This window comes from Nocardiopsis salina YIM 90010 (assembly GCF_000341025.1).
GTDB classification, from domain to species: Bacteria; Actinomycetota; Actinomycetes; order Streptosporangiales; family Streptosporangiaceae; genus Nocardiopsis; species Nocardiopsis salina.
In genome coordinates, this window is sequence record NZ_ANBF01000115.1 from 1 (window position 1) to 16,734 (window position 16,734).

Below are 16,734 nucleotides of genomic sequence, written 5' to 3' on the forward strand. Positions count from 1 at the left end.
CGCGCACGTGGGCCTGGCCAAGGCGATCCGCGGCTATGCACCGGACCGCGGCAAGGCCTTCATCAGCTACCTGCTGCCCACGGTCACGGGTGAGATCAAGCGGCACTTCCGCGACAGCACCTGGGCGGTGCACGTCCCCCGGGATACCCAGGCCCGCCGCCAGCGCCTGAACCACATCAGGCAGGAACTCGAGCAACGGCTGGCACGCGTACCGACCGTCGGCGAGATCGCGGGGGCCATGGAGCTCACCGTCAGGGAGGTGGAGACGGTCATGCTGGCATCGGAGTCCTACAACGCCTCCTCCTTCGAGGCCCACGGCGAGGACGTGCCGCCCTCGTTGGAGGCGCGGATGGGGGTCGAGGACGGCAACCTCGAGCTGGTCGTGCACAGGGAATCGCTCCGTGCCGCGTGTGCGTGCCTGGAACACCGCCAACGGCTGATCCTCAAGCGCAGGTTCTTCGACGACTGGACCCAGGCCCGCATCGCCGAGGAGGTGGGGTGCTCGCAGATGCACGTCTCCCGCCTGCTCACCGCGTCCCTGCAGGCGCTGCACGCGGTGATGGCCGACCCGCCCTGACCGGGCCCCGTGGCCGAGACCCGGGGCCCGCTCGCTCCGCAGGTCAGACGGGAGTGCCTGGTATGTTCGTACGCGTATGCTAGGCGTGTCTGGGGCAGGCCCCGACGCGAACACTTGGCGCCCTCACTCTCTCGGCGGGAGAGTGAGGGCGCCTTTTCAGCGCTGCGGGGGCGGGACGAACTGAACCCACGCGGCGAGCGCGGCCCGCTTTACCGAGCAGCTTCGGGATCTGCTTCCAGCTACCCGAGTGCTGGCGATGCCCAGCCCGGTGAGCAGGAAGTGGCCGTGAGCGACACGCTGAGAGCAGAAGCCCCAGGTAACCAGGACTGCGCTGTATGTTGCCGCCATGCCTTCCACCCTTCGGGCCCTCGCCCTGGTCTGCAGCCTCAAGTCCAGCCCCGACCCATCCAGCAGCGAGCTGATCGCACGGCAGGTCCTGGACAACCTCGCAGGACACGGCGTCGAGGGCGACTCGGTCAGAGTCGCCGATCACCGGGTCGATCCAGGTGTGGCAGTTGACATGGGCGAGGGCGACGAGTGGCCGCGCCTCCGTCAAAAGCTGGTCGAGGCCGACATTCTGGTGCTCGCCACGCCCACCTGGGTGGGTCACATGTCAAGCATCGCCCAGCGTGTGCTGGAGCGGATCAACGCCGAGCTCTCCATGACCGATCAGGAGGGCCGACCCTCGATGTACGGCAAGGTAGCCGTGGTCGCCGTGGTCGGCAACGAAGACGGTGCGCACAAGATCGTCGCGGACTGTGTGCAGGCGTTGAGTGACACCGGGTTCACCATACCGGCCACGGGCTCCACCTACTGGAACTCCGAGGCGATGAAACCGAGAGATTACAAGGACCTCGCTGACACCCCCGAAGCAGTGGCGAGTACCACTGCTACAGCGGCCCGCAACGCCGCGCATCTCGCAAAACTGCTTCGCGCGCAGCAGTATCCGGCCTCCTGAACGGTTGCTTTTCGTTTGGCCGCCGGAGGTCGGTGCTCGGTTACGTGACTCGGCGGTCGGGTAGTGGTTGTCCATGTTGCTAGTGAGGCCGCCGGGCGTTTATCGGGCTCAGGAGGACACCGCACTGCTCCGTGGTGTTCTGCGCATGCTCGGGCGCCGAGGCCGGTTGCTCGACAGCTCGGTCCTCGACGTCTGTTCCGGTAGCGGGGCGCTGGGAATCGAAGCTTGCCGTGCCGGGGCGGCCAGCCTTACTGCGATTGACTTGTCGCGGCGCTCTGTCCTGGCGAGCTGGCTCAACAGCAGGTTGAACGGCGCACCGGCCACGGTCCTGCGCGGCGATCTGTTCGCTCCGGTGACTCCGCATCGCTTCGACCTCGTCCTCGCCAATCCGCCTTACATGCCCGCCCCCGGCCGGGTACCGCCCCGCCACCGGATGGCGAGGTGTTGGGACGCAGGACCGGACGGGCGCTTTCTGTTGGACCGCATCTGCGCGGGGGCGCCCTCGGTGCTCAACCACGGTGGCGCGCTCTTGCTCGTGCAGTCCGCGCTCGCTGGTGAGCAGGCCACGTCGGACCGGCTGGAAGCGGCCGGGCTCGTGCCGGAGGTACTCGCAAGAGCCCAGGTGCCGTTCGGACCGGTACTGCGGGCGCGAGCCCTGGCACTGCGCGCCCGAGGGTTGCTCGACGCCCATCAGGAGAAGGAGGAACTCGTGGTCATCGAGGCGCAGCATGGCTGACGCTCGTCGCCGGGTCGTCGTCACCGGCGAAGGCCCCATCCTCGTCCACGGCCCGGTCGATATTGAGATGCCCGACGGAGAGCGCGTGCACAGCGACCGACCGGTCACCGCGCTGTGTGCGTGCGGCCGCACGGCGCACCTCCCGTTCTGCGATACCAGCCACCGTCGGCGCGTGCGCGACGCGGAGAGGAAGGAGGACGATTCATGACCGCGACGACAGCGAAACAACCTGCACTGCCTGCTGCTCGTGGCCCGCTCTCCGCAGCGGTCCTGTCGGCCTTGCGCGGAGAACGGCCCGAAGTTCCCGCTGTGGACGGGGCCCTGCCCTACGGCGAGGACCTGCAATTGGCCCTTTACTGCTCTTACGAACCCCACTACCGCGGGTTCCAGGGGGTCGACGACGACCGCGAGTGGGACCCGGCCCTGCTGACGATCCGCGCCGGGTTGGAACGGCTCTTCCTCGACGCGCTCAGGGAGGATGTGCCCCCTGGCACGGACGTCGATGGTGAGCTCGGCCAACTCCTCGTCGAACACGTCGATGCCTTCGGCGTCTCGCATCATCTGCGCAGGGACGGGCAACTGTGGCAGTTGCGCGAATACGTCGCGCACCGCTCCCTCTATCACCTGAAGGAGGCCGACCCGCAGACCTTCGCCATCCCGCGCCTGGACGGGCCGCCGAAGGCCGCCCTCGTGACCGTGCAGCATGACGAGTACGGGGCAGGAGACCCGGAGCGGGCCCACACCAAACTTTTCGCCGACATGATGAGGAACCTCGGGCTGTCGGGAGCCTATGGCGCCTATCTCGACTCCGCCCCTGCCGAAATGCTGGCCGAGGTCAATTTCATGTCGTTGTGTGGGCTGCGCCGCGGGTTGCGCGCGGCACTGATCGGTCAGTTCGCCACTGTCGAACTGACCTCCTCGCCCGGCTCGGACCGGTTGGTCAAGGCCATGCAGAGGCTGGGCTGCGGCCCAGATGCCATTCGGTTCTACGCCGAGCACGTCGAGGCCGACGCGGTGCACGAGCAGCTCGTCAGGCGCGGGGTCATCGCACCGCTGTTGTGCGCCGAGCCCGAGCTGGCTTCCGACGTCGTGTTCGGCATCCGCAGCAGCACGTTACTGGGCGCCCGGTTGGAGGAGCGGCTCTTGCACCATTGGAACCTGGGTGAGTCGAGCTTCCGCAACAGAGCGGAGGCGAGCACACCGTGAAACCACACGGACCGGCGGTTCGGGCCGAGGTCCTTCCCGTGGCCGACACAGATGAAGGAGCATCGGAGGAGACGGTCGTGCGCGACTGCCTCCGAGAGCAACCGCCGCGGTTACCGCCCTGGCTCGGCTACGACGCGGTCGGCTCCGAACTGTTCGAGCAGATCACCGAGCTGCCCACCTACTACCTGACCCGGGTGGAACACGACCTGCTGGCGCGTCACTCCTCGGAGATAGCCGAACTGCTCTCCTGCGGACGGATCGCGGAGCTGGGCAGCGGGAGCGCGAAGAAGACACGCCTCCTGCTGGAGAGCTGCGTGCACCTGCGCAAGGCGATCTATCATCCGATCGACGTGGACCGGACCATGCTGCACGCCAGCGGCGCCGCGTTGTGCTCGCAACTGGCCAATCTGGAGGTCGTCGGCCTGTGGGGACGCTACGAAGCCGGCCTCGAGTGGCTGGGCACCCCTACCCCNCGGCAGCAGCTTCGGCAACACCACGTGCGCAGAACGCGAGACTCTGCTCGGCGCGATCGCCGACAGCCTCGGACCGGGCGGCAGCTTCCTGCTCTCCGCCGATCTGGACAAGAGCCGCGAGACCTTGGAGTCCTGCTACAACGACCCGCCCGGGTACTCGGCTTTCGCGGACTTCCGGCTCAACTACCTCACCCAGCTCAACCGCCGGTACGGTGCCGACTTCGTGCTCGACGACTTCGTCCCGGAAGCCTATTACAACGCGGACACCTCCACCGTAGAGGGGCGGCTCCGCGCTCAGGCCGACCGAGCGGTGCCCGTGCCCGGCCTCGGGCTCACCCTGATCATTCCGCGTGGACAATTCCTCAACGTCGGCTACTCGGTCAAGTTCGACGGCCAGGACCTGGTCCGCGAGGTGGGCAAGCACGGTTTCAGCCTGCGTGCCCACTGGGAGGACTTCGACTCGCGGTACGGGCTCTTCCTGTTCCGCCGCCAGGAGACCTGACAGGAGAACAAGCTGTCCCGCTCGATTCATGGATCTTCGCAGAAGCCGCAAAGCACAAGGCACGACCGAGCCAGACACGTGCGGTGCGGTCGTGTCGGAGGCGGATATGAGGGCGGTGATGGCAGGGGCGCGGGCGACATTCGTGTCTACAACGTCGAGGGCCCGACGCTGCTGGAACCGAACGATGTAGCCCCGGCCGAGTTCGCTCCGATCAAAATGTCAGATGTGCGCACGCATCGCCCGATACCTCGGCGCGTAGAAGTTCACCGGGGTCAACACCGTTTCCGAACGCCCCGAGATGGCGCGCCGTCACGGTGGCGAGTGCGTCGACCGCGGCAAGGCACGACCAACGAGGGCCGACACCGCCGAACTGCCCACCAGAAAGGGAAAAGCCATGCAGTATGAGGAATTCATCGCCCAAGTGTGCCAAGATGCCTCCATCGGCGACCGAACTCGCGCAGAGAGCGCAGTCGAGGCGAGTCTGCACGTGCTCGGCCAGCGCCTGGCCGGAAGCGAGCCCTTGGATCTGGCCGCGCAACTACCAGCGCGTCTTAGAGAGGTGCTCACCGGCCACCAGGACACCGGCGAGACCTTCGGCGTGGACGAGTTCTGCAGACGCGTGGCCCAGCGGGAGGGAAACCACGCCAGCCCGGATGCGGCCTTGGACCACGCCCGAGCGGTGCTGGGCACGGTTGCGCGTACGGTCGGTGCCAGGGAAGTGGATCAGCTGCGCTCTCAACTTCCGCCGGGCTACACCGTGCTGATGCAGTGACCACCCACACGGCGCATTACTCAACAAAGCCGCGGGCGTGCAGCGCAAGAACGGATCCAACGACATCCCGACCTATGCAGCGTGAACATGGTAGTGATACTGCGGTGCGCGCCGCTCGGCGCCGACAACGAGCCATGATGCGGGCCGGGACATTCGGCTCAATTCCTGGGGCGGGTAGGGGCCCACAGCCGACCCGCCCGCGTTGAGAGGCCGCTGTTCCAGGTGACGACGTTTAGGTTGGTCAAGGGCCATGGCGGGCGGGCACCCCACGTAGCCGTGGGCAGATGATCCCGGTGTCTGCCCGCCCTGGCCGGGCGGTCCGCCCTGCAGTGGGTGAGCTCTGCAGGGCGGACTCAGCCGGGCCACTCAGCGCCACGAGCGGCGGCCCGTCGAGCTCGGGTCGACTCGCCCCCTCGCTCGCGGGCGCCCGCGAGCATACGCCGCCCAGGAAAGCCCCAGGGTTCAGGTGCCAACAGGAGCCTTGCGGCGAAGCACGCACAGTAGCCCACCGGTCGTGGACGGCGGTTGTGCACCCCGAGAAGTTCAGCGAAACGCTCGTCCATGTGAAACCAGAAGGGTGTACACGTGATCAACCCTTTTTATTGCGACAGCCACCAGCGTCACTAACGAAACACGGGTCTTGGACTTCACGGGAGTACTGTGGGCGAACATACGAACCTTGTGCTCGGGCGTGCTGGTCAACCGCCCCGAGGGGGCGATCATGGAGGCCATGTCCAGGATGCCCCAGCAATCCCGTACGGTAGTTCATGCGGCCGCCGCTCCGGATTTTTCGTCTCCACACCGGCGGCGGCCGCTCGCCTGCTACATGGCCACATTCGCCATTTTTGATAAAGCATACTCACTAGGAATCGTCGGTGGATCGACGGATAATCCGTATGCCGAATCAGGCGGCGTTGCTTTTCCTGGTGCTGATCCCCTCGCCCCTGACCGACGGCCATTGGACCTGATAGAATTCCTGCTCCCACCGGAAACACCGGGGTCCGCCCGGAGAAATGGTCGACGCCATCTCGTACATGGAGCGGTGCGCATCGGCTGCTCCTGACGCCACCTGCTCCCCCGATCTGCCGCCCTGGAAGAGGCTGTACTGGCGTTCATGAGCCTGATGTTCGGCCTGGCCGGCCTACACGACCGGCCTCGCCGCCGGGGCTCTCGGCGCGAGCCTGCTGCATAGGGGCGGACGCCGCCGGCCGTGGAGCCCTCGACCATCGGTGAAACCGTGACGAGTGCTGAGCTCTTGAACGAACCCGACGCCGCCGGGTCACGGTGAGGACTTCCGGGCGACCCTCCGGGACAGTGACCCGTGGGACCGAGCCAGCCCCTCCGCGGCCCGAGAAGACACCCTCCGAACGAGCAGCGCCGCTCGAGCACCGGGTCGAACCCAACAGGAGCTGGAGGCCAGAGCAACAGGAGTCGGCGCAGGCCACCGACTCGCCGCTGCAGGCTGGTGGCCTAGATGCATGAAATAGTTCGAAAGACGAGAAGCATGCTTGCTAGATAAATCGGAACTTTGGGGCCAACCTGGAGGTATCGCACATCGTGCAACCCCTGCGAAAGAGCGGGCGGAGGAGGTTGCCCGCAGACCGCGAAGGAGCCAGGCGAGCGATCGAACTGCTGCTACGCGAGTACCTGGATGAGCGGTTGAGGGAAATTGAAAAGCTCGACGGGGACTGCGGGCATGATCTGGTGGCACCTCTGGTGGAGTTCACCGTTCAAGGCGGGCGCCGGATGCGCTCGGTCCTGGCCTGGTGGGGGTGGTTGGCGTGCGGCGGGCCGAGCGAAGGCCCGCATGCCCGAGCCGCAATGGGCGCCTGCGCGGCCATCGAGCTGCTTCAGTCCTTCGCGCTGACCCACGACGACGTCATGGACAACGCGAAACTCAGACGTGGCGCGCCGGCCTGTCATGTCGCACATGCCCAGGCACACGAGAAACGCGGGTATTACGGGGAATCTGAACGCTACGGGGAGTCCATGGCCGTGCTTGTGGGCGACCTTGCCCTCTCGTGGGCCGATGACCTGCTCAGAGAGTCACTCAGTGAGCTGACCGATGCCGACGAGGCCCAGCAGGTGTGGCGGGACCTGCGCACAGAGCTCATGGTGGGGCAGTTCCTCGACCTGAAGTCGCAGGCGCGTGGCGAGCGGTCCGAGGCCACGGCGCTCCGTATAGACCGCCTCAAGACCGCTTCCTACACGGTGGAACGTCCGCTTCATCTGGGCGCGGCCATGGCAGCTGCCTCGAAGGCGACCGTGACGGCTCTACGGGGTTACGGGGCAGACGTGGGTGTGGCGTTCCAGCTCCGTGATGACTTGCTGGACGCTTTCGGAGCTCCTGAGCACACGGGAAGACCCATGGGCGAAGACCTTCGGGAGGGAAAGAACACCGTGCTGCTGGCGCTGGGGCTCGAGCTGGCAGAGCGCGCGGATGACCGCGAGGCCTTGAGAATTTTGCGTTCGGTCGGACACCGGGAGGCTGCGAGCCCGGCCGAGGCTGCCCGGGCGCTGGAGTCAGTGGGGGCACGGGAGCAGATCACGCGACGGTGCGCGCGGCTGGCTTCCTCGGGGCTCGGGTATCTGGTGGAACTGGACCTTCCGGCCGCTGTCGCGGAAGGTCTCGAGGATTTCGCCAGAACGGCGGGGAGCGCGTGAAGAGAGTGAGCCGAAACGTGGGAACCAGCAGCCGAAACGGCGGTCGGTCCCGTGTGGTCGTGGTCGGGGCGGGGTGGTCGGGCCTGGCTTGTGCCCTCCACCTGGTGGGCGAGGGATACGACGTGGTCGTGCTCGAACGCCAGGACCACCCCGGGGGACGGGCCGGCCGTATGGACTTCGACGGGTTCCGCGTCGACACGGGACCGACAGTGCTGACAATGCCGGAGCTACTGGAGGAGGCACTGAGCGCAGCGGGCTCGTCCGTCTCCAAGCGACTCGAGCTGATGCCCTTGGACCCGGCCTACCGCGCGTCTTTCGCCGACGGCTCGGTGATCGACGTGCACACCGACCGGCGTCGAATGACGACAGAGGTGGCGCGGGAAGCCGGCCTGAGCGAAGCGGTCGGCTATCTGCGGCTCCGCGANTGTACCGAATCGAGATGGGCTCTTTCATCGATGCACAGTTCGACTCCCTGCTCGACCTGGTGGGTCCCGATCTCGTCCGGTTGGCTGCCCTGGGCGGGTTCGGGCGCCTCGCACCAACGGTGGGGCGTCACTTGAAGGATGAGAGGCTCCGACGGATCTTCTCCTTTCAGGCCCTCTACGCCGGGGTGTCACCGCAGAAAGCGTTGGCGGCCTACGGAGTGATCTCCTACATGGACACTGTGGCCGGTGTCTACTTCCCCAAGGGCGGGATGCGCGCCGTCGGCACCGCCATGGCCTCGGCCGCTTGCGATGCCGGCGCGAGCATCCGATACGGCACGTCCGTCGAACGCTTGGAACGCCGCGGAAACGAGGTGAGGGCGGTTCACACGGACCAGGGCGAACGGCTGCCCTGCAACCACGTCGTGCTCACCAACGACCTGCCCGAAGCGTACCGACTCCTCGGCCGCAGCCCTCGGCGTCCGGCGCGCCGAGGTTTCTCCCCTTCGGCCGTGGTCTTGCACTTGGGAACGGACCGCACCTGGGAACAGCTCTCCCACCACACGATTCTCTTCGGCCGGGAATGGGAGCAGACCTTCACCGACATCATCGAGCGGGGAAGGACGATGAATGATCCCTCACTTCTGGTCACCCAACCGACGGTGTCCGATCCGTCTCTGGCCCCCGATGGCCGGCACCTGCTTTACGTGCTCGCGCCTGCCCCCAATCTGCGGGCCGGACGGATCGACTGGGCCGACGAGGGACAACGGTACCGCGATAAACTGGTTGCCACGCTCGAGAAGCGGGGTCTGACGGGCCTGGACGCTTCCGTGTGCTCGGAGCGGCTGATCACCCCGCAGGACTGGCAGCGCCAGGGCCTGGCCCACGGCACCCCCTTCTCTCTGTCGCACACCTTCATGCAGACGGGACCGTTCCGACCCCGCAACACTGTTCGGGGCATCTCCAACGCCGTGCTCGCCGGGTGCGGCACGACACCGGGTGTGGGTCTGCCGACCGTTCTCGTGTCCGGCAAGCTGGCGGCCCGGAAGGTGATGCAGCGGGCTGCGCAGGGCGCCCGGTGATCGGCACCGCGGCCGCAGAACTCGACGCGGCAGCCATTACCGAGCCCCGGTTGAGGCAGGACTACCTGCTCTGCCGTGAACTGCATTCTCGGCATGGCCGCACCTATTTCCTCGCGACCCGGGTACTGCCCCCGGCGCGCCGCCCGGGCGTTCATGCGCTGTACGGGTTCGCCCGATGGGTGGACGACATTGTCGACGAACCCGAGCCCGGCGTGAGCGCCGCCGAGCAGGGCGCACGCTTGCACAACATCGCCGAGGACCTCGAAAGGGCTCTGGACGGGCACGCTCCCCGGGAGCCGGTGCTTCGTGCGGTGGCACACACGGCCCATCGCTATGCACTGCCCTCGGACCACTTCCGCGCGTTCCTGCGGTCCATGCGCATGGATTTGACGGTCACCGCCTACCGGGACCTGGCCCACTTGCGCGAATACATGTACGGTTCTGCGGCTGTGATCGGTTTAAAGGTGCTCCCCTTGCTGGGCACGGTCGTGCCGCAGCAGGAGGCTGCGCCCCATGCGGCAGCGCTGGGTGAGGCGTTCCAGCTCACGAACTTCCTGAGAGACGTCTCCGAGGACCTGCACCGAGGCCGCGTCTACCTGCCTGAGGACGTCTTGGCGTCGCACGACGCCGACCGTGCGCTGATGGAGCATTGTGCCCACACCCGCACGTCCGACCCACGTGTACGGGCGGCACTGGCTGAATTCGTGCACATCAACCGTGCGCTCTACCGAGAAGCCCAGCCCGGTATCGCGATGCTCGAACCGGTGGCCCAACCGTGTGTCGCCACAGCGTTCCGTCTTTACCGGGCGATCTTGGACGAGATCGAAGCCGCCGACTACCACGTGTGGGACAAGAGGCACCGTGTCTCGGACAGCCGGAAGTTGGCCGCCGCCTTACCGGCTCTGGCACGCTCGTTGTGGGCCCGTGCTGGGCCTTCCCGCGTCTAAGGACCGCTCCCGCCCCAGGTGCCCGTCCCTCACGCATCTGGGGCACTCCCTCGCCGAAGGAGATCTATGCACTTGCCCGACCCCACGCCGCGCCGCCTGCCGCTGCGCCGGATCCCTCACGGCTCCCCCNGAGGCCGCCCTCGAGCGGGCTCGAGCCCGGCCGTCCGGAAACTGGTTCGTCCTGGCGGCGAGCAGTGAGATTCACGCGGACCGTCCTTTCGGACGGCTTGTCGGGGGCGCCGAGGTGGTCGCCTGGCGGACCCCGGACGGCGGTGCGCACGCCGGTCCAGGAGCGTGTCCTCACCTCGGCGCGCCACTGTGCCGCGGCGCGGTCGACGAAGGCAACCTGGTCTGCCGCTGGCACGGTCTGTCACTCGGGCCGCAGGGGTTTCCCGGTTGGAGCCCTTATCCCGTCCACGACGACGGCGTGTTGGTCTGGGTGCGACTGAACGAAGTCGGAGGCGAGGACCCGCTCGAGGCCCCGGTGGTTCCGGAGCGCCCGGAGCGAGCCGCCAGTATCGCCGCTGTGGAGAGCATGGCAGGGCGGTGCGAGCCCGAGGACATCATCGCCAACCGGCTCGACCCCTGGCACGGATCCTGGTTCCACCCCTACTCCTTCGTGGCGCTCCGTGTCCTCGAGGTGCCGGAAGGCCCGGAGCCGGATCCGGACCGTATGGTCGTCGAAGTCGGGTTCAAGGTGGCTGGGAGATGGGGTGTGCCCGTTCAGGCGGAGTTCATCTGTCCCGAACCCCGCACGGTCCTCATGCGCATCATCAAGGGTGAAGGCGTGGGCAGCGTGGTCGAGACCCACGCCACCCCGTTGGGCAGCGACGCATCCGGTGTCCCGCGGACCGCGGTCGTCGAGGCCACGATCGCCAGCTCGGAACGGGTCGGTTTCTCCCTGGCACGCCGCGTCGCCGGAGCGGTACGACCGTTCATGCGCGCGACAGCGCGGCGACTGTGGCGCGACGACCTCGCTTACGCCGAGCGTCGCTACCTCTTGCGGTCGGCCCGCCGTGCAGAGGACTGACGGGTCGACCGCGCAAGGAAACGTAGGAAAGCGTTGCGCCCGCGGATCGGCACGGTCCAGACCGTGTGCCCGTGCCGCCCCCACCTCGAGAGCAGGGCATTTGCGGCGAGCATCCCGCTGGTGGCTGCGCGTTCCATGAGCGCCACCGGAAGGTCCACACGAACGTGGTCTCCCGCGACGACCAGGGAGGGGTCCGAGGTACGGATTTCGCAGCGGGACCTGTAACCGCCGGGAGGAAAGAGCGGACAGTCGGCACGCAATTCGTGCCGGGCGTCCACGACGCGGGCTTCCCCGAGCTCGGGGTAGACCGCGACGGCCTGGCGCCACAATGAGTCCTGCTCGGCCTCCGGGTCGCAGTTCTCCGGCAGTGCGTAGGCGTGGAGCTCCACGACCGAGCCGCCGGTTCGGGCAGTCCAACGGGCGGACTCGTCCTCGTAGCGTTCGAGGATGCTGATGTTGTCCAGGGTCGGGTAACCGCCTGTACCCACGAAACCCTGACGGTGCGGCCGCACCGGACGGTCCAGCCAGTATCTGGAGACCAGGAACGGCGGGGGCGGCNCCAGGGAATCCACTCTCGCCCGCCAACCAGGATCCCCCAGAGCGGGCGAGGCTGCGACGATTCCGGGAAGTGCTGCCGACTCAGTGGCCAGGACCACCCCGTCGAACTCATCGGTGCCAGAGGTACCGCCTTCGTCCTCCCACGCAACGGCATGCCCGGAGGCGTCCGAGCGCTCGATCGAGCGCACTCTCGTCATGGTGCGGAGCTCGGTTCCGCAGCCCTCCAGGTAGCCGGCCAGCGGGTTCCACAGCGCCTGGGGAAACGGCGATCGGGGCACGTCGAAACGCAACCCCTCGGAGGACCCGAGAAAGTAGGTGTGGAACATCAACGCCATCTCCGCAGCGGAGAGGCGCTCGGGCGCAGCGAAGAAACTGCGGCTGAACACTTCGAACGCGAGGTGGCGTGCGGTCTCCGGGAAACGTGCGATCTCCAGCAGTTCGCGGGCATCACGGTGGCCCAGGCGTTCGTGGATCCCCGGAACGTCCACGTCGAGAAGCTGCAGCGCTGCCGGAACGTTGACCCGGGTCAGCTCGCCGGGAGGAAAGCTTCTGCTCGTAGCCGCCAACGCGAGTGCGTTCCACGGCGGTGTCTGCGGCAGGTTCGAGAAGCGGTCGGCGTGCCCGTCGCTGTGGACCAACGGGTAGTCCTCCAGCGGCACGAGGCACCGGAGGTCCGGATCCGCGCGGCGCAGGAGCCCGCGCAAGTTGTAGTACTGACGGAAGAACGCGTGGAAACCGCGGCTCATCGTGACGGTACTCCCGTCCGTGAGCGTGGTCTCCCAGCCCTGCAGGCGTCCGCCCAGTCCTCGTTCGCGTTCGAAGACCACGACCTCGACCTCTCGCTCGGCGAGTGCGCACGCAGCAGCAAGGCCCGCGATACCGCCACCGACGACGGCCACGCGGGGCATGTTCCGAGGCCGTGTTCCAACCGGTGCTCGGGCATGGACAGCGTGAGCTGCAGGGTCGCGCACGTCCGCGTTCATGCGTGGAGCTCGCTCTCGAACGTCGGGCCGTGTACGTTCGGGTCCGGAGAACGGCGGCCGACGAACGTATGGGTGATGCCGTACTGCCAACCCGGCATGGGGGCACTGGCCACCATCTCCAGGCCACCGCAGCTCATGCGTTCGAGCAGACGAGCACGCCCGTCGAACTCGCGCACACTGCTCCAGAGGTAGCTGAACAGGTCCGAGCGTCCGGTCATAGCCCGGCCTGCCGGAATCACGACGCCCCAGCACACGGCCGACCAGACCGCGCGCGCGAGAACGGAATCGGCCACGGAGTACTCGTGCAGTGCCAGCCGGCCGCCCGGGCGCAGGATCGACATAACGGCTGCGAGGAAGCGGTCCGGGTCCGGGACGTTGCGGATCACGTATGCCGCGAACACCGCGTCGGCCGGTCCGCCAAGGTGTTCCTCCACCCAGGACGGCGTCAGCTCCTCAGCGCGGGCCCGCGTGAACGTGACCCGGCGCGGCCATGATTTTGCCTCGGCCGCGTCAAGCATGCCCTGGGAGGCGTCCACACCCACGATCCTCGCCTCGGGCGCGGCGCGCAGAAGCGCGGCCGTCGAAGCTCCGGTCCCACAGCCCAGATCGAGCAGAACCAGTCCTCTGCCGCGGCGCGGAAGGCGCAAACGCCGCGCGGACGTGCGCAGATCTCGGTGGTACCCGGGATTGGCGCCAACCAGGCGGTCGTAGGAGTCGGAAGCGTGGTCGAACTCGTCAGTGACCGCACCGGTCTTCATGTCATCGGTCGAGGCGGCCATGGTCCCCCCGGAATCCTTGTCACACACGTATCGCGGCCCGAGCCGTGCCAAGCCATGCTGGGAACATGCCCGATTACGACTTCCTGATCGTCGGCGGGGGCGCTGCAGGCCTCAGCTTGGCCCATCACCTGACCGGCGTCAACGCTCGGCGCTCGCAACCGTTGAGAGCGGCTCTGCTCGAACCGCCACCTGGCGCCTCGACACCGGTTCCCCGTACATGGTGCTTCTGGGAACCGGAGGGAGGCCGGTGGGACGCCCTGCTGACCGCCTCCTGGAAGGACCTGGCCGTGATCGGGGCCGATGGTGAAGTACACCGTTCTTCCGCGAGCCCTTTCGTGTACAAAATGCTCCGGTCGACCGACGTCGAACATCACGTGCGAACACACGCCGACGACCACCTCGATCAACTGACACAGCGGGTCATCGCGGTCTCTGACGGCCCCGACCACGCGACGGTGGTCGCGCGGACACCCGATGGCCGAGAAGTAAGGCACACCGCCCGCTGGGTGTTCGACTCCCGGCCCGCTCCACCAACGACGCGGGGGCACACCCATCTCCTACAGCACTTCCGGGGTCGGTTCGTGCGGGCGGCCCCGGGCTCCTTCGACCCTGCAGCGGCGGTACTGATGGACCTGCGCCCAACACAACCGGACACGGGTGTGGCCTTCAGCTACGTGCTGCCCCTCACCGAGCGTGAGGCGCTCGTGGAGTACACCGAGTTCGGACGCCAGGCGCTGACCACACCGCAGTACGAGACCGCCTTGACCGATTACTGTGCTCTGGCCGGCATCAACGGTGTGGAGGTCGTCGCGTCCGAGCAAGGGGTGATCCCGATGACCGACGGCCGTTTCACCACGCGCACGGGTCGCCGCCTGTTCCGAGTGGGGACTGCCGGCGGGGCGACCCGGCCCTCCACGGGTTACACCTTCAGCGGGGTATCCCGCCAGATCGCTGCCGTCGCCGACGCGTTGGCACACGATCGGGTCCCTGTTCCACCAGTACCGCACCGGGCACGTCACCTGACCATGGACGCCATCATGCTCAGGGCACTGGACCGCGGTCGCGTCAGCGGCGCGGACTTCTTCACGGGATTGTTCGCCGACAACCGCCTAGGCAACGTGCTGGCCTTTCTCGACGGACGGAGCGCAGTGCCCCGTGAGATCGCCATAGGGCTGAGCACACCGGTGGCAGCCATGTCGCGCGCCACCATCGAACACGCGTGGAGCAGATGCACCGAGACCGGTCGGTCACTGCTTTATCGGAACCCCCGACGCAACTCGTGAAGGGCAGGACGTCCACACGGGCTGAAAACCGCGTACCGTCCCGACTCGTTTCAGGAGCGATGCGAGTTGGCCGCCCAGCTCTTCGCACCGATCCTCGCAAAGTGAATTCGCGCGCTTCTCGCAGCCCCGGCCGGGGCTGCGAGTACGTGGTGCCGCTGTTAATCATGAGCAGACTCTCCGAATCAATGGACTCGCCGCGTCCAAACGTCGGCGGTTTCTCGGTGAATGCCTGGCCGGCCTCGACGAGAGTCTGCGCGGCCACGGGGCCTCTCGATGCACGCCGTTCCCGTGCCCATCCTCGACCTCGAGAAGGCCCTGGACCGCTTCCAGCGACATCGTCAACTCGCCCCGGACCTGCTCGGGGGTGACACATTTTCGCTCGCCTGGGCCAAGCCGGACGTTCAGAGTCTCGCGCGCGGCGCCGCCAGAACTCGACGGAGGGGCTGAGCGATTTCGGCCGGTGGTCCTGGCGTGCATGCCACACGAGATGCACAGCCTCCCGGTCGAGGCGTTGGCAGCCATTTACCCAGGCGGGTGCTGGGACCGTGCACACCGTGCCGTGTCGGGCCCAGCGCTGAGGCGTTTTCCGCGGCTTAGGTGGTGTTTTTTGAACGGGTCAGGTCGCGGAGCCAGATCCGGATCGAGGCCACCTGCACGGTCCCGTCGTAGATCGCGGTCCGCTTGTCATAGCGGGTCGCGACCGCTCGGTTCTGCTTGAGCAGGTTGATCGCCCGCTCCACGGTGTTGCGGTCGCGGTAGGCCACCCGGTCGAAGGCCGGGGGGCGTGGCCACTACCAGGGGGCGCTGTGTTGATGAGCGAGCAGGTGGATCTTGGTGATCAGTCCGCCCCTGGAGCGTCCCAGCGCTTCGCGACCGTCCGATTCGTCCCGGGCAGTGTCCCCTTTTTCGTGGCCTCGGCGGCGTGCTGATGGGCCCGCACGGAGGTGGAGTCGATACTCGCGAGTCACGAAACCTTGGCTTTCGTTGTCCCGACTATGCGCGAGGGTTCGTTTCAGCGCTGAGCTGTGGGGACAGGGCCCGGGTAAGGCCAGGAGCCGCCTGACCGAGTCCAACTCGCTCCCGTATTGGAGAAGGTCATGAAGGCCCTTGTGTACAACGGATCCCGCGACGTCTCCGTCAAGGAACTGCCGGACGCCCGGATCGAGCGTCCCACCGATGTGCTCGTGCGCATCACCGCCACCAACATCTGCGGTTCCGACCTGCACATGTACGAAGGACGCACCGACCTGGAGCCCGGCAAGGTCCTCGGACACGAGAACCTGGGCGTGGTCACCGAGATCGGCAGCGGCGTCGAGCGCATCCGGGTCGGCGACCACGTGTGCCTGCCCTTCAACATCGGCTGCGGATTCTGCCGCAACTGCGAGACCGGCATGCCTTCCTACTGCCTGACCGTCAACCCCGACCCCGACATGGCCGGGGCCGCCTACGGCTTCGCCGGGATGGGCCCCTACCCCGGCGGGCAGGCCGAGTACCTGCGCGTGCCGTTCGGGGACTTCAACTGCCTGCGGCTGCCCGAGGACGCACAGGAGAAGGAGGACGACTACGTCATGGTCGCCGACATCTTCCCCACCGGCTGGCACGCCACCCGCCTGGCCGGGCTCAAGCCGGGTGAGTCCTGCGTGGTCTACGGCGCGGGTCCGGTCGGACTGATGGCGGGCTATTCCGCGCTGCTGCAGGGGGCGTCCCAGGTGATGGTGGTCGACCGCCATCCCGACCGGCTGCGCCTGGTGGGGCGGATGGG

General features: G+C 67.3%; 14 protein-coding genes and 4 pseudogenes. 14 read left to right on the forward strand and 4 right to left on the reverse strand.

From position 1 onward, the window contains the following. The 12 genes and pseudogenes from D474_RS28500 to D474_RS28515 all read left to right on the forward strand — a co-directional run. A partial coding sequence (locus D474_RS28500; RefSeq protein WP_017613864.1) for a sigma-70 family RNA polymerase sigma factor occupies window positions 1–577 on the forward strand: 577 nt, incomplete at its 5' end. Window positions 578–923: 346 nt separating this feature from the next. After that, window positions 924–1,535, forward strand: a complete 612-nt coding sequence (locus D474_RS0112325) for a flavodoxin family protein (protein WP_017613865.1) — start codon at window positions 924–926, stop codon at window positions 1,533–1,535. A gap of 82 nt (window positions 1,536–1,617) precedes the next feature. Then, window positions 1,618–2,271, forward strand: coding sequence for a HemK2/MTQ2 family protein methyltransferase (locus D474_RS0112330; protein WP_026118425.1), 654 nt, complete (start codon window positions 1,618–1,620; stop codon window positions 2,269–2,271). Next, window positions 2,264–2,479: a CDGSH iron-sulfur domain-containing protein gene (locus D474_RS0112335; RefSeq protein WP_017613867.1), complete on the forward strand. Its 216-nt coding sequence runs from the start codon at window positions 2,264–2,266 to the stop codon at window positions 2,477–2,479. Before D474_RS0112330 ends, D474_RS0112335 begins: the two co-directional genes overlap by 8 nt. Then, on the forward strand, window positions 2,476–3,477 hold the full coding sequence (locus tag D474_RS0112340) for an iron-containing redox enzyme family protein (protein ID WP_026118426.1): 1,002 nt from the start codon (window positions 2,476–2,478) through the stop codon (window positions 3,475–3,477). Before D474_RS0112335 ends, D474_RS0112340 begins: the two co-directional genes overlap by 4 nt. Before the next feature lie 77 nt (window positions 3,478–3,554). Continuing rightward, a pseudogene (locus D474_RS34085) lies at window positions 3,555–3,881 on the forward strand (L-histidine N(alpha)-methyltransferase); the annotation flags it as partial. A gap of 124 nt (window positions 3,882–4,005) precedes the next feature. Further along, window positions 4,006–4,452, forward strand: coding sequence for an L-histidine N(alpha)-methyltransferase (locus tag D474_RS34090; protein ID WP_338045281.1), 447 nt, complete (start codon window positions 4,006–4,008; stop codon window positions 4,450–4,452). 394 nt (window positions 4,453–4,846) lie between these two features. Then, a complete protein-coding gene (locus D474_RS0112350; protein ID WP_017613871.1) occupies window positions 4,847–5,224 on the forward strand; it encodes a DUF2267 domain-containing protein in 378 nt (125 codons plus the stop codon). A gap of 1,590 nt (window positions 5,225–6,814) precedes the next feature. Beyond that, the gene (locus D474_RS0112360) at window positions 6,815–7,888 is read left to right on the forward strand and encodes a polyprenyl synthetase family protein (protein ID WP_017613873.1); all 1,074 of its coding nucleotides are present in this window, start codon (window positions 6,815–6,817) and stop codon (window positions 7,886–7,888) included. Window positions 7,889–7,941: 53 nt separating this feature from the next. After that, window positions 7,942–9,392: pseudogene (crtI, locus tag D474_RS28510) on the forward strand (phytoene desaturase family protein). Continuing rightward, entirely contained in the window at window positions 9,392–10,339 is a 948-nt protein-coding gene (locus D474_RS0112370) for a phytoene/squalene synthase family protein (RefSeq protein WP_026118427.1), read from the forward strand. The pseudogene crtI and the gene D474_RS0112370 overlap by 1 nt, the downstream one beginning before the upstream one ends. A gap of 66 nt (window positions 10,340–10,405) precedes the next feature. After that, window positions 10,406–11,369: pseudogene (locus D474_RS28515) on the forward strand (DUF5914 domain-containing protein). On the opposite strand, the gene D474_RS0112380 reads toward D474_RS28515, so the two are convergent. Together D474_RS0112380 and D474_RS0112385 are read right to left on the reverse strand one after the other, a co-directional pair. Continuing rightward, window positions 11,333–12,910: an FAD-dependent oxidoreductase gene (locus tag D474_RS0112380; protein ID WP_026118428.1), complete on the reverse strand. Its 1,578-nt coding sequence runs from the start codon at window positions 12,908–12,910 to the stop codon at window positions 11,333–11,335. The pseudogene D474_RS28515 and the gene D474_RS0112380 sit on opposite strands and share 37 nt — an antisense overlap. Beyond that, the gene (locus D474_RS0112385; RefSeq protein WP_017613877.1) at window positions 12,907–13,689 is read right to left on the reverse strand and encodes a class I SAM-dependent methyltransferase; all 783 of its coding nucleotides are present in this window, start codon (window positions 13,687–13,689) and stop codon (window positions 12,907–12,909) included. The genes D474_RS0112380 and D474_RS0112385 overlap by 4 nt, the downstream gene beginning before the upstream one ends. Before the next feature lie 65 nt (window positions 13,690–13,754). On the opposite strand from D474_RS0112385, the gene D474_RS28520 reads away from it, so the two are divergent. Beyond that, window positions 13,755–14,972, forward strand: coding sequence for a lycopene cyclase family protein (locus D474_RS28520; protein ID WP_040703472.1), 1,218 nt, complete (start codon window positions 13,755–13,757; stop codon window positions 14,970–14,972). A 593-nt stretch (window positions 14,973–15,565) separates the two neighbouring features. Here the strand turns inward: D474_RS28520 and D474_RS32960 are convergent. Continuing rightward, window positions 15,566–15,736 (reverse strand): transposase, encoded by a 171-nt coding sequence (locus D474_RS32960; RefSeq protein ID WP_017613879.1) that lies wholly within the window; start codon window positions 15,734–15,736, stop codon window positions 15,566–15,568. Between the two features lie 60 nt (window positions 15,737–15,796). Next, a pseudogene (locus D474_RS34280) lies at window positions 15,797–15,936 on the reverse strand (IS5-like element ISMt1 family transposase); the annotation flags it as partial. Window positions 15,937–16,069: 133 nt separating this feature from the next. Between D474_RS34280 and D474_RS0112400 the strand changes: the two are divergent. Further along, window positions 16,070–16,734: alcohol dehydrogenase catalytic domain-containing protein (locus D474_RS0112400; RefSeq protein ID WP_026118429.1), on the forward strand; the 665-nt coding region annotated here is incomplete at its 3' end.

Excerpts from the sequence above, each read along its gene's own strand:
- D474_RS0112325 (WP_017613865.1), top strand. The coding sequence starts at position 924 with ATGCCTTCCACCCTTCGGGCCCTCGCCCTGGTCTGCAGCCTCAAGTCC.
- D474_RS0112350 (WP_017613871.1), top strand. The coding sequence starts at position 4,847 with ATGCAGTATGAGGAATTCATCGCCCAAGTGTGCCAAGATGCCTCCATC.
- D474_RS0112340 (WP_026118426.1), top strand. The coding sequence starts at position 2,476 with ATGACCGCGACGACAGCGAAACAACCTGCACTGCCTGCTGCTCGTGGC.
- D474_RS0112385 (WP_017613877.1), bottom strand. The coding sequence starts at position 13,689 with ATGGCCGCCTCGACCGATGACATGAAGACCGGTGCGGTCACTGACGAG.
- D474_RS0112335 (WP_017613867.1), top strand. The coding sequence starts at position 2,264 with ATGGCTGACGCTCGTCGCCGGGTCGTCGTCACCGGCGAAGGCCCCATC.
- D474_RS28520 (WP_040703472.1), top strand. The coding sequence starts at position 13,755 with ATGCCCGATTACGACTTCCTGATCGTCGGCGGGGGCGCTGCAGGCCTC.